A 13,891-nucleotide genomic window follows, 5' to 3' on the forward strand; every position below is an offset into this window, starting at 1 on the left:
TGTCAGGCACGCGTTCGCGCTTTAGTGTGGGAAAGGGATGAATGGCGGGTATGTTTCATAGATTGTAAGGAAGGAGGGGAGTTATGGAGATTCAAAGGTGGTTACAGAGGTACTGGGAAAGATCTCTCAATGGTGGTGAGATTGGGGCAAGAAATCATTCATGGATTACTCATAAAATGAAGTGTCACGAAAAGCGCGGATCTAGAGTTGCTCGTGTAACAGCTGAGGGAGCTCCGTATCGATCATTATATACAAATAGCGGTGAGCTTCAGGTAGACTATGCGCTATATGTCACTTTCTTCATACAACAAGGAGATCATTATTATATTGAGGAGGAACAGCGTAGTCATAGGGCACATTTCGTAGGAGGGGAGCTACTTTACGATGAGGAACTTCCGCCACCTCATGAGCCAGAGATCCCGCGTGATGCTCTCACATTAATTAATGAAGAAGGCACTCTTGAGAAGGAGGGAGAGAGAGGAATCTATGATCGCCAGAAGGCGGTGCAGTACGCTAATTTGTGGTGGAACACATACAACCCTGCTTATCGGCATTTCACAGATGACTGTACAAATTTCATATCCCAGTGCCTTCGGGCTGGAGGGGCGCCAATGTGGGGGACTCCTAACAGGGGAAAAGGTTGGTGGTACAATAGTAAAGTTTGGAGCTATAGCTGGACAGTTGCGAATGCTATGCGCTGGTACTTAAGTGGAGCTAAGCAAGGGGTTCGAGGAAGGGAAGTGGAGAGAGCGAGTGATCTCATATTAGGAGATATTATTTGTTATGACTTTGAGGGAGACGGAAGGTGGAATCATACGACCATAGTAGTAGAGAAAGATGCCTTTGGAGAGCCTCTTGTCAATGCTCACACTTCAAATAGCTATCACCGCTATTGGGACTATGAAGATTCTACAGCTTACACACCAAATATTCAGTATAAGTTTTTCCGGATAGGAGAGTAGAATATATGGTATAATACTCTAGTTATTACATGTTAGAGGTGACTGCAAATGGCTCTTCATATCGTATTATATCAACCAGAAATCCCAGCCAATACAGGCAATATCGCAAGAACTTGTTTGGCTACAGATACTACTCTGCACTTAGTTCGTCCACTTGGCTTTTCTACAGACGATAAAATGCTTCGTCGTTCCGGTCTTGATTACTGGCACGATGTTGATGTTCGCTATCATGATTCCATTCATGATTTGTATGAAGCTCATCCGGATGGTAGCTTCTATTATATTGAGAATTTTGGTACGAAATATTGGACGGATTACGATTATAGCAACCCGGAAGAAGAATTGTTTTTTGTGTTTGGACGGGAAACAGACGGTATTCCTAAATCCTTACTAGAAGGTAAAGAAGACCAATGCTTGCGTATTCATATGTCTGATAAGGTTCGCTCTCTAAATTTATCGAACACGGCCGCAATTCTAGTGTATGAAGTATTACGTCAGCAAGGATTTCCTGGATTACGTTAACGAAAAAAGCCGATCTGCCTGTAGAAGGCAGGTCGGCTTTTTTATGCATATCATATAAACGTTAAAAGGTCAGCTTTTAAACGTATAAGGTTCTTGCCATGTACTATTTTTTCGGTGCCTCATGAAATCCGATCCCACCCAGGTGATATAGACAAAAGGTAGCAATATGTTTAAAAGGCCACCTTCTCCTGTGACTAGATAATGAAAGAAGTAATAGATCAAGGCCGCGGTAAAGAGAAGTTTAATATAGAATACATGGATGTTTTTCAACTAATGAGCCCTCCTTTACTATAAAAAAACCAGCACCCTCAAGAGATGCTGGCTTTATGTAACGCATTATTTTGTATCGTAACCTGCTGAAAAAATGGAAACAACAAAAGTTACAATAACCCCAAGAATTAACATAATCTTCATATCTGATGCCCCCTTAGTCTTGAAACGAGAAAATGTCCGTTATTAGTTATTATACCCAATTTGGACAAAAGTGTGAACATAGAATAGGTTTTTTCTTAGTTGAAATGTGAACGTTTTCTTAAGGCTGCTTAGTGACTATGCGCTGAGCAGACACTTTCATATCATGTTTGCTGTTCTTAGACTGAAGAGTTAAGGTATCTTTCGTCACATTATACGTCCACATCAATTTCCCGCTATCTGCTGCAATTTTTATATATTTTGCTTCAATAAGCTCATATTGTGAAGTCCATCCGTTAAGTGTAATACTGCCATCTTCTTTTAGAATGAGGCGATCTCCTGTATGGAAAGATCCACCTTCTTCTAAAATAACCCATGTACCATAAAGGGAAGGAGGTTCTTCTTTGCAGCCTGCCAATATGGTAAGTAAAATCAAGCTTATAAAGATGCATATACGTTTGTTCATCCGCCCTCAACTCCTTAATGATGTATATGCAGTTAAAAGAAGAGGCATGTTTCATACAGTCAGATTGACTCAGAGTGAAGAATCGTATATAATTAGTTTAGTTAAGTAAACTAAACTATAATTTAATATGTATGTAAAGGGGTGGGTGTACATGGGTTACATTTATTTACTAGCTGCCATAGTAACGGAAGTGTTCGGAAGTTCCATGTTAAAGTGGTCTACTGTCGAAGGTGTTTCGAAACTATGGGGAACGATTGGAGTTATCGCTGGGTTTATGATGGCTTTATTCTTCCTTCAGCTCACTCTTCAATATCTCCCATTAAATACAGCATATGCCGTATGGGCTGGTGGGGGGACCGCGCTCACAGTAGCTATTGGCGCTCTCTTTTTCAAAGAACAAATTAACGGTATGATGATAGCAGGCATACTGTTGATTATCGGTGGGGTCTTTATCTTGAACATGGCTAGAGCTACCCATTAATAGATTAGAGGGATATTTATGAAGACGAATGAGAAAGCTGCTTATCTTCAACATTTATATGAAGAATTGTGGATGAACCTTGCTGATGAAGAAGACCGTTTCAAGCAATATGGTTTATCATCAACCGTAGAAGTTCTCCTTATGGCTGTAATTAGGATGGGGAAGCCCACGAGCAGTCAGTTGGCGGAGAAATTATCGATTACCAAGAGTGCAGTGAGTCAGATGATTTCAAAGTTAGAGGAAGGTGAGTTTATCGTTAAACTTGCTGATCCGGATGACAAGCGTGTACAGCGCATTGGTTTAGGTCCTAAAGGGGAAGCGTATGCCAGGGACCTTGAGCAATATGATAATTATGTCTATCATCTATTTGCAAATAGCTTATCTGAGGAGGAGCTGGCTCACACGGCTCAATCATTTGAGAAAATTTTACGAAACATCCACCAAAGAGCTGACGCCTAAGTAATAGGGGTCAGCTTTTTATATAATGCATACAATGTGCCTTTAAGTAGAGTTCAACAATAAGATGGAGGGGAATTTCGTGAAGCTTATCTAATATGGACATGAATCTTCTCTTTCGAATCATTTTTCCGAAACCTCGTACATAGACTGTATTATTCAGTGCTTGCCTAACTTCAACAGGGGAGGTCTTTTGAGTGGATTTCTTAAAAAAGGTGCAAAGTTACAGGGAAGAAGAGGAGAATTTGAAGTGGGAAGGGACATTTGGTGAGTATTTAGACATGCTTCGAGAACGTCCGTACCTGGCTCAGTCGTCTCACTCCCGTGTTTATAATATGATTAAACATGCGGGGATTGAGGAGCAAAATGGAAAAGTGCATTATAAGTTTTTTGATGATCAGATCTTTGGATTAGAAGAAGCCATGGAGAAATTGGTGGAGGAATACTTCCACCCGGCGGCGAAGAGACTGGATGTAAAGAAACGAATTTTGTTATTGATGGGGCCGGTAAGTGGAGGTAAATCGACACTTGTAACGTTATTAAAGCGCGGATTAGAGCGGTTTTCTCATACAGATGAAGGTGCAGTATACGCAATTAAAGGGTGCCCGATGCATGAGGATCCTTTGCACTTAATCCCGCAACATCTTCGGGAGGATTTTGCTGAAGAATTTGGGGTGCGCATTGAAGGGAACCTATCGCCTCTAAATTTAATGAGGCTTGAGCAAGAATACGGAGGTCGTATTGAAGATATGCCGGTAGAGCGGATCTTCTTCTCCGAGGATAAACGAACGGGCATTGGAACATTCAGTCCGTCTGATCCTAAATCACAAGATATTGCTGATTTAACAGGGTCGATAGACTTCTCGACAATTGCCGAGTATGGTTCTGAGTCTGACCCACGCGCTTACCGTTTTGACGGTGAGCTTAATAAAGCGAACCGAGGTATAATGGAGTTCCAGGAAATGTTGAAATGTGACGAGAAATTCTTGTGGCACTTACTCTCTTTAACACAGGAAGGAAACTTTAAGGCGGGAAGGTTTGCGCTGATCTCGGCAGATGAGATGATTATCGCTCACACGAATGAATCGGAGTATCGCTCGTTTATTTCGAATAAGAAGAACGAAGCCCTCCATTCTCGGATGATTGTTATGCCTGTTCCATATAATCTAAAAGTCACGCAGGAAGAACGAATCTATGAAAAAATGATTAACCAAAGTGATATTAGAGACGTTCACATTGCCCCTCACACGTTAAAAGTGGCTGCGATGTTTACGATTATGACTCGACTGAAAGATTCGAACAAAAATAACATCGATTTATTGAAAAAGATGCGCTTATATGATGGGGAAACTGTAGAAGGATTCAGTGATGTAGATGTAGAGGAATTGCGAAATGAGCATCATGACGAAGGAATGAGTGGCATTGACCCACGTTATGTCATCAACCGTATCTCATCAACCATTATTAAGAAAGAGATGACGTCAATTAATGCGCTAGACGTGTTGCGCTCTCTAAAAGAAGGGCTCTCAAGTCACGCATCCATCTCCAAAGATGACCGTGAGCGTTACCTGAATTTCATTTCAGTTGCTCGTAAAGAGTATGACGAGATTGCGAAGAAAGAAGTTCAAAAAGCGTTTGTGTACTCTTATGAAGAATCAGCGAAGACGCTTATGGATAACTACCTTGATAACGTTGAAGCCTACTGTAACAAATCGAAGTTACGTGATCCGTTAACAGGGGAAGAACTAAACCCAGATGAAAAGTTAATGCGTTCGATCGAAGAGCAGATTGGGATTTCCGAAAACGCAAAGAAAGCGTTCCGTGAAGAAATTCTCATTCGAATCTCAGCATATGCTCGTAAAGGGAAGAAGTTCGATTATTCCTCTCACGAACGTTTACGAGAAGCGATTCAGAAAAAGTTATTTGCTGATCTGAAAGACGTTGTGAAAATCACGACATCGACAAAGACACCAGATGAACAGCAGCTTAAGAAGGTAAATGAAGTGGTAGCGACTCTTGTAGAGGGATATGGCTACAATTCTAGTTCAGCAAATGAGTTGTTAAGATATGTGGGTAGCTTGTTAAATCGATAAATGGCTAGGAACCGGATCGTTTAGACGATCCGGTTTTTTTATTGACTAATAAGAGTTATGAATGTCCATAAGGGCGAAAGATTATATATCTAATCGAGGGTTAAAGGAGTACCTATGCTATAATGGTGAAAATTTCATTGTTAGAAAAGGGTGTCTTCCGATGAGTAAACAATATTATGCGATTATTGATATAGGATCTAACACGGTACGTTTAGTCGTTTATGAGCGGAGTGAGAGTGGACGTTTTAAAGAAGTAGAAAACATCAAAGCGGTAGCTCGCCTAAGGAATTATCTTGGCGACGATTATAATTTGAGCGAAGGGGGGATCGAGAATCTCCTATCGATTTTACGTAGCTTTAAGAAAGTCACAGACACTTATGAATTAGAGCAGCTCCTTTGCGTAGCTACAGCGACGATACGTCAGTCATTGAACCAAGAAATAATTATGAAACGTGTGAAAGACGAGCTTAATCAAGATATGCGGGTTCTCTCTGAAGAAGAAGAAGCTTACTACGGATATCTTGCTATTGTGAACTCTACTGCACTTCGTGAAGGGATTACAATTGATATCGGTGGGGGAAGTACGGAAGTTACGTATTATAAAGATAAACAAATGAAGCATTCTCATAGCTTCCCGTTCGGTGCATTAACGTTGAAGCAAATGTTTGTAAAAGACGATGTACCATCGCCGAAAGAAATGGAAAATGTAAAAAATTACTTGGTGGAACAATTTAAGTCATTGTCCTGGTTAACAGACAGAAGAGTACCTATTATTGGGATCGGCGGGAGTGCTCGTAACATGGCACAGGTCGATCAGTCACTGAAAAGCTATCCATTAGCGGGGCTTCATCAGTATCGCATGTTTGAACATGATATGAGTTTCATTAAAAGTTACTTATTAACCTTGTCATTTAAGAAGCTGCAAAAGGTTGAAGGCTTAACGAAAGACCGTGCGGATATTATCTTGCCGGCTATGGAAGTCTTCCATTCTTTATATGAGGTGACGGATGCCACATCATTCATTTTAAGTCGTAAGGGACTAAGAGATGGTGTGTTTTATGAACAACTTATGGAAGATTTTAATATTACTGTGTTCCCTGATGTGTTAGAAGAAAGCTTTAATGAACTGGCCATTGACTATAATATTAATTATAAACATGTTCACCAGGTAACTCATTTAGCACAAATCATGTTTGATGAGTTACAAGAAGCGGAAGTAAGCCATTTATCAAGAGAAGATTTAACCTTGCTTAAGCGAGGTGCATTTGTGTTCAACCTGGGGGAATATATAGATTCAGAATCAAGCTCTCAGCATACGTTTTATTTACTAGCCAATCGGACCATTGATGGCCTTATGCACAAAGAGCGACTTATGCTAGCCCTTGTTGCTTCTTATAAAAGTAAGCAAATCTTTAAACAGTACTTTCACCCGTATAAACATTGGTTCTTAAAGGAAGAAAAAAAGAAGATTCGAACCCTAGGAGCCTTGACGAAGTTTGCTTACAGCTTTGATTCGACTAGAAGAAGCATTGTAGAAGATCTGCACGTAGAAGTGAAAGGTGAAGATATGAATATCGTTGCCTTCTGTAACCAGGACCCTATGGCCGAAGAATATCAAGTAGAGAAACAGAAAAAACATCTAGAAAAAGCGCTAAAAATGCGCATCAACATCACATTCACACAAAAAGGGTAGCCTCTAAAGCTACCCTTTTTTATACACTAAAGCGTGAAACGGTGCCAGACACCCTTTCACGATTTACCATCGTGAAGGGTGTCTGGCACCGTTTCGCGCGGTAGTGCGTTAAAGGGTGGGGGAGCGTTAGTTTTTGGTGGATTGACATAGACTAGTGAGTGGTAAATAGAAGTGAAAAGTTAACATGAGGTTCATATTTTATTAATATGACTATAATAAATTGTTGATAAAATATAAGGGACGACATTTGTCCACTTTGGATGAAAGGGTGAGGAGAGATGGAAGATATTCAGTTAGATAATCCACGTTATTATAATAACCGTGAATTAAGCTGGTTAGCTTTTAACGAAAGGGTACTACAGGAATCGTTAGATAAACGTAACCCATTGATGGAGCGCTTTAAGTTCTTGGCGATTTTTAGCTCCAATTTGGATGAGTTCTTTATGGTTCGTGTAGCTGGGTTAAAGGACCAGGTGAAAGCAGGTTTCAATAAACCAGAGAACAAAGCAGGCCTTACCCCTAAGGAGCAATTAGTCAAGATTTCTGAGAAAAATCATAAACTGGTTGATATGCAATATTCTACATATCAACACATCTTACTTCCTATGCTAGAAGAGCATAAGATTTCAATTGTAGAAATGGACAAACTAACTACCATACAACATGATGCAATGGAGCAATATTTTGATGAGCAAGTCTTTCCTGTGCTGACCCCTATGGCAGTAGATGCGTATCGCCCTTTTCCTATGCTTCTTAATAAAAGTATTAATATTGCGGTAGTCCTTGAAGACACGTTTGATGAAGAGGAATATTCTGAGAAGACGGCTATCGTTCAAGTCCCAGCCGTACTTGATCGTTATATTGAATTAGAGGTGGATGAGGAAGGGATACGCAAGTTTATTATGCTTGAAGATATCATAAGCCACTTCATTTATAAAATGTTTCAAGGATATAAGGTCAAATCTGTTACGGAATTTAGAATTACGCGAAATGCAGATATGACGATTCACGAAGAAGGGGCCCGAGATTTATTAAAGGAAATTGAGAAGGAGCTAAAAAAACGGAAATGGGGCGCAGCCGTTCGATTAGAAATTAAGCGTGACCAATATGATCCAAAGTTGTTAGAGTTCCTTTTGAATGTGCTAGAGATCCATCGTAAAGATGTATACGAAATTGACGGCCCACTTGATCTTACGTTCTTATTTAAATTTTATAAAGATATGGAAGAATACAATGATTCGCTTATCTATGAAGCGTTAATTCCTCAACCACCAAAAGATGTTGGCTCAGACGAAGATCTGTTCGAGGTTGCTTCAGAACGTGACGTATTTCTCCACCATCCGTATGAATCCTTCCAGCCTGTTGTAGACTTCGTAGAAGATGCTGCTGATGACCCGGATGTCTTAGCCATTAAACAAACGCTATACCGGGTGAGCGGAGGCTCTCCCATTATTGAAGGTCTAAAAAGGGCTGCTGAAAAAGGGAAACAAGTTACGGTTCTAGTGGAGTTAAAAGCTCGTTTTGATGAAGAGAATAACGTACAATGGGCAAAAGAACTTGAAAAAGCCGGATGTCATGTTATATACGGGATGAACTATTTAAAAACTCACAGTAAAATTACGCTCGTTGTCCGCAGGAAGAAGCATCAAATTGAGCGGTTTGTACACCTTGGCACAGGGAATTATAACGACCAAACGGCTAAATTGTATACGGATATGGGGCTTATTACATCAGATCGTAAATTTGGAATTGATGCAACGAACTTCTTTAATTACTTAAGTGGTTATACTGAGAAGCCCGCCTACCATCACATCTCAATGGCACCATTCGATATTCGTAGCGATCTAGTGGCACATATCGATCAAGAGATTGAAAGTCACAAGCAGCACGGGAATGGTCGAATCATTGCTAAGATGAATTCGTTAACAGATAAGGTTATTATTAAAAAACTTTACGAGGCCTCTAACGCAGGTGTTCAAATCGACTTAATCGTACGAGGAATTTGTTGCCTTCGTCCAGGAATTAAAGGTGTAAGTGAAAATATTCGAGTACGAAGTATAGTCGGCCGTTTCCTGGAGCATAGCAGAATTTATTATTGTCATCGAAACGGGGAAGGGAAAATATATTTATCCTCTGCGGATTTAATGACACGTAATATGGAGAAGCGTGTAGAGTTGCTCTTCCCAATCTATGACCGCCATATAGAATCCAGGTTGCACCAAATACTAGAGCTTCATTTACAAGATAATTTAAAAGCTCGTGTCCAGGATGAGCATGGTAATTACCACTATGTTAAGAAGAGTCCAAACGAAAAAGAACTCGATAGCCAGCTAGAACTCTTTGATCGAGCATACACAGTTAGTGAAGATGAAGAATAATAGTTGAAAAATCAAGAGGTACAAGTGTACAATATTCCGTACATTTGTACTTTTTTTATTATCTTTTTCAAATTTTTTTGTTTTCTTAAAAAAAACTAGGGTAAAGTAGTTGAAGAAGAAAACGGAAAAAAATTATAATAGAAGATGAGTTTGCAAACGTTTACGTCACAGAAAGCGAACTTCTAATGGGGGTAGTAAACAGTGTCGAACAAAGGGTCTAACGAAAACATTTGGGAACAGTTCCATGGCCCCAACATGGGGTACATCGAAGAACAGTACGATTTATACTTAGAAGATCCAGAGCGGGTCGATTCATCTCTAGTCGAGGTGTTTGAACAATATGGTGCTCCAGAGTGGATAAAAGGGGATGAGAGCCAACAAGGTTCTGACAAACCATCTGCTGCGGATATCCAGAAGGTGACCTCAGCTTTGAAATTGGTTGAGGCTATTCGTCGTTCCGGTCATCTAGAGGCAGAAGTTTATGCCGTTGGTCGAGGCCGAGAGCGTTATTCACCGCTACTCGATCCGAAAACATATAATTTGTCGGAGAATGATTTGAAATCCATTCCAGCGAAATGGATTTGGCCTGAAGCGCCTAACGGAGTATCAAACGGACTTGAAGCTATTCATACGTTAAAGCAGCAATACGCTGGCCGTATTTCTTTCGAAGTAGATCATGTTCACAATGAGGAAGAACGAGCGTGGTTACAAGATAAGATTGAACAGGGTACGTATAGAGTAGATTTCAATGATGATAAGAAGAAGCAAGTCCTGAAACTATTAACTCAAGTAGAAGGGTTTGAACATTTTCTTGCTAAAACCTTCGTTGCTCAAAAGCGATTTTCAATTGAAGGCTTAGATGTCATGGTTCCAATGCTTGATCACATTGTGCAAGCTGCTTCTGAAGAAGACGTTGAGCACATTATGATGGGCATGGCGCACAGAGGTCGATTAAATGTATTGGCTCACGTATTAGGGAAGCCTTATGACCGTATCTTCTCTGAATTCCACCATGCACCTAATAAGGAACTTGTGCCTTCTGAAGGCTCAATGGGCATTAATTATGGATGGACAGGAGATGTGAAATATCACTTTGGAGCGAGCCGTGATGTAGAGAAGGAGGAGCGCACAACGCGTGTAACCCTAGCTCATAACCCATCTCACCTTGAATTTGTTGATCCGGTTGTACAAGGATTTGCTCGTGCAGCTCAAGATAGTCGCGGGGAACGTGGTTTATCTGATCAAGAGACAGGTAAAGCATTCTCTATTCTTATCCACGGGGACGCAGCTTTCCCTGGTGAAGGAGTTGTGGCCGAAACCCTAAACATGAGTGATTTGCCAGGCTATCGCATAGGTGGAGCCGTTCATATCATTGCTAACAATTTAGTAGGATTTACAACGGTTCAAGAAGATGGCCGTTCCACTCGTTATGCAAGTGATCTTGCTAAAGGATACGAGATTCCGATCATCCATGTGAATGCAGATGACCCAATTCAATGTTTGTCTGCTATGCAGCTTGCGTATGAATACCGTAAGAAGTTCCAAAAGGATTTCCTCATCGACCTTGTAGGATATCGCCGTTATGGACATAACGAAATGGATGAACCTCGTGCCACTCAGCCTGATCTGTATTCTGAAATTGATGATCATTCCACAGTTGCAACATTATATGCCGAGCAACTCCAGAGTGAGGGTGTTATTGAAGAAGGGTACTTCGATCAGGTGAAAGAAGAAGTTGACCAGAACTTCCGCCAAACGTATGAGAATATGAAAGAGAATGAAACAGGCGAACGCGATGCGAAAGATGTACCAGAAGAAGTGGTAAGTGGATTAGATGCTATTGATACATCGGTATCACTAGACGTTCTGAAAACGCTAAATAAAGGGTTGTTACAACGTCCTGAAGGCTTCAATGGATTTAAGAAACTAGAGAAGATTCTTCAACGACGTGAGAATGTTTTAGAAGAAGGCAATAAAGTAGACTGGGCTACAGGTGAATCACTTGCGTTTGCGTCAATTTTGCAAGACGGGAAGCCGATCCGTTTAACTGGCCAGGACAGCCAACGTGGAACATTCGCACATCGTCATCTTGTTTTACATGATGTAGAAGATGGTTCTACGTATTGCCCGATGCATGGATTAGAAGAAGCCAATGCTTCCTTTGATATATACAATAGTCCATTAAACGAAGCCGGTGTTCTTGGCTTTGAGTATGGCTACAGTGTACAAGCTCCGGAGGCCCTTGTTTTATGGGAAGCTCAGTACGGAGACTTTTCAAATGCAGGTCAAGTCATCATAGACCAATTCATCTCAGCAGGTCGTGCGAAGTGGGGAGAGAAATCGAGCCTTGTAATGTTGTTACCTCATGGTTATGAGGGGCAGGGCCCTGAACACTCAAGCGCCCGTTTAGAGCGTTATTTGACGATGAGCGCAGAGTATAACTGGACGGTTGCTAATGTAACTTCTTCCGCTCAGTACTTCCATTTACTTCGTCGTCAGGCTGCTATTGGTGGGAAAGATGCAGCACGTCCACTCGTGCTCATGACTCCAAAGAGCCTTATTCGTAATCAACGTGTTGCTTCAGAGGGTAAAGAGTTCAGTGATGGACAATTCCAACCACTTAAACCACAGAGTGGATTGGGTGGAAATGAAGATAAAGTGACGCGTCTTGTCATTGGTAGCGGTAAGGTCATGATTGATCTTGAAGACCGGATCGAAAATGAAGATCAAAACTGGGATTGGCTTCACATCGTTCGGGTAGAACAGATTTATCCATTCCCAGAGAAGCAACTGCAGGAAATACTGGAACAGTATCCAAATATTGAAGAAGTGGTGTGGATCCAAGAAGAGCCCCGTAATATGGGTGGATGGGACTTTGTTAAAGAAACACTTTATCAATTAGTAAACAATACACACGAAATTAAATATATTGGACGTCCAAAACGTTCTTCACCAGCTGTCGGTGAACCAAATGTTCACAAGACAGAGCAAAACAGAATCATCCAAGAAGCACTGAAGCTATCTAAAGGAGGAGATTCCAATGAAGGAAATTAAGGTACCAGAACTTGCAGAATCCATTACAGAAGGCACGGTCGCAGAATGGCTCGTTAAAGAAGGGGACTCCGTTGAAAAGGGCGATGCGATCCTTGAGCTAGAGACAGACAAAGTAAATGTTGAAGTGAACGCTGATGCTTCTGGCGTCATCTCCGAACTCCTAGTTGAGGAAGGAGACGACGTCGAAGTAGGGGATACCGTTGCAAAAATAGACGAAAACGGTGAAGGCGGCGGTTCTTCTGAGGCTGAAGAAGATAGCGGCCAAGAAGAAGAATCTAAGCAAGAAGAAGGATCTGATCAACAAGAAGAGTCGTCTGATGATGGTAAACAGGAATCTTCCAAAGACAGCCAAGAAGAAGCTTCAGAGAAACAAGAAGATACAAAAGATGATAGCAATCAAGATCCGAATAAAGATGTTGTAGCTTCACCTGCTGCTCGTAAAAAAGCGCGTGAACTTGGGATTAATCTAAGAGACGTTAAACCTAATGATCCTTTAGGTCGTATTCGTCCAGAAGATGTAGAAGCAGCAGCTAACCAATCCAAAGAAGACAAAGGTTCTAAGGATAGCAAGAAAGAAAGCAAGAAATCTAAGAAATCAGATGAGAAGTCATCTGAGAAAACAGAATTTGAAAAGCCGGTAGAACGTGAGAAGATGTCACGTCGTCGTCAAACGATCTCAAAACGTCTGGTTGAAGCACAACAAACGGCTGCTATGCTTACCACGTTTAACGAAGTAGATATGACTGCAGTTATGAACCTTCGTCAAGAACGTAAGGACCAATTCTTACAAAAGCACGATGTAAAACTTGGTTTCATGTCCTTCTTTACGAAAGCTGTTGTCGGTGCTCTTAAAGAATTCCCACTTCTTAACGCTGAAATTCAAGGCGATGAGATTGTGAAAAAGAAATTCTATGATATCGGTATGGCAGTTTCTACGGATGAAGGTCTAGTTGTTCCGGTTGTTCGCGATGCAGATCGTTTAGGATTTGCTGGAATTGAGAAAGAAATTGGTCGTCTTGGCAAGAGAGCTCGTGACAAAGAGTTAGCCCTAGATGAGCTCCAAGGCGGATCATTTACGATCACAAATGGTGGAATCTTTGGATCTATGCTTTCTACGCCAATCCTAAATGCTCCACAGGTAGGTATCTTAGGAATGCATAATATCCAGAAGCGTGCAATGGTTATGCCGGATGATTCTATTGAAGTTCGTCCTATGATGTACATTGCGTTATCCTATGATCACCGTATTGTTGATGGGAAAGAAGCGGTTCAGTTCCTTGTTCGTATTAAAGAAATGTTAGAAGACCCGTACAATCTTCTATTAGAAGGTTAATAAGATAAGCATAAAGCCCGTTCTGCTCTTGTTGGCAGAATG

General features: G+C 41.0%; 10 protein-coding genes. 9 read left to right on the plus strand and 1 reads right to left on the minus strand.

Annotated features, from left to right (window positions below; translation table 11 throughout):
* The first annotated feature begins 83 nt into the window (after nt 1-83).
* Both ACYX4O_RS03410 and trmL read left to right on the plus strand, forming a co-directional pair.
* Nucleotides 84-962 (plus strand): amidase domain-containing protein, encoded by an 879-nt coding sequence (locus tag ACYX4O_RS03410; protein ID WP_476354582.1) that lies wholly within the window; start codon nt 84-86, stop codon nt 960-962.
* Between the two features lie 48 nt (nt 963-1,010).
* Entirely contained in the window at nt 1,011-1,484 is a 474-nt protein-coding gene (gene trmL, locus ACYX4O_RS03415; protein WP_476354584.1) for a tRNA (uridine(34)/cytosine(34)/5-carboxymethylaminomethyluridine(34)-2'-O)-methyltransferase TrmL, read from the plus strand.
* A gap of 532 nt (nt 1,485-2,016) precedes the next feature.
* Here trmL and ACYX4O_RS03420 read toward each other — a convergent pair.
* A complete protein-coding gene (locus ACYX4O_RS03420; protein WP_476354586.1) occupies nt 2,017-2,361 on the minus strand; it encodes a PDC sensor domain-containing protein in 345 nt (114 codons plus the stop codon).
* Nucleotides 2,362-2,512: 151 nt separating this feature from the next.
* Here ACYX4O_RS03420 and ACYX4O_RS03425 point away from each other — a divergent pair, with 151 nt between their 5' ends.
* The 7 genes from ACYX4O_RS03425 to odhB all read left to right on the plus strand — a co-directional run bounded on the left by ACYX4O_RS03425 (nt 2,513) and on the right by odhB (nt 13,849).
* Nucleotides 2,513-2,842, plus strand: coding sequence for a DMT family transporter (locus ACYX4O_RS03425; protein WP_476354588.1), 330 nt, complete (start codon nt 2,513-2,515; stop codon nt 2,840-2,842).
* An 18-nt stretch (nt 2,843-2,860) separates the two neighbouring features.
* Complete coding sequence (locus ACYX4O_RS03430; protein WP_476354590.1) at nt 2,861-3,301, plus strand: MarR family winged helix-turn-helix transcriptional regulator; 441 nt, start codon at nt 2,861-2,863, stop codon at nt 3,299-3,301.
* Between the two features lie 194 nt (nt 3,302-3,495).
* On the plus strand, nt 3,496-5,391 hold the full coding sequence (locus tag ACYX4O_RS03435) for a PrkA family serine protein kinase (RefSeq protein WP_188654270.1): 1,896 nt from the start codon (nt 3,496-3,498) through the stop codon (nt 5,389-5,391).
* Nucleotides 5,392-5,551: 160 nt separating this feature from the next.
* On the plus strand, nt 5,552-7,084 hold the full coding sequence (locus ACYX4O_RS03440; RefSeq protein WP_476354592.1) for a Ppx/GppA phosphatase family protein: 1,533 nt from the start codon (nt 5,552-5,554) through the stop codon (nt 7,082-7,084).
* A 278-nt stretch (nt 7,085-7,362) separates the two neighbouring features.
* Complete coding sequence (locus ACYX4O_RS03445) at nt 7,363-9,462, plus strand: RNA degradosome polyphosphate kinase (RefSeq protein WP_476354594.1); 2,100 nt, start codon at nt 7,363-7,365, stop codon at nt 9,460-9,462.
* Between the two features lie 201 nt (nt 9,463-9,663).
* Nucleotides 9,664-12,516 (plus strand): 2-oxoglutarate dehydrogenase E1 component, encoded by a 2,853-nt coding sequence (locus ACYX4O_RS03450; protein ID WP_476354596.1) that lies wholly within the window; start codon nt 9,664-9,666, stop codon nt 12,514-12,516.
* Nucleotides 12,503-13,849: a 2-oxoglutarate dehydrogenase complex dihydrolipoyllysine-residue succinyltransferase gene (gene odhB, locus ACYX4O_RS03455; RefSeq protein ID WP_476354598.1), complete on the plus strand. Its 1,347-nt coding sequence runs from the start codon at nt 12,503-12,505 to the stop codon at nt 13,847-13,849. The genes ACYX4O_RS03450 and odhB overlap by 14 nt, the downstream gene beginning before the upstream one ends.
* Nucleotides 13,850-13,891: the final 42 nt, after the last annotated feature.

The sequence above is a fragment of the Pontibacillus sp. ABV4_188 genome (assembly GCF_056311905.1).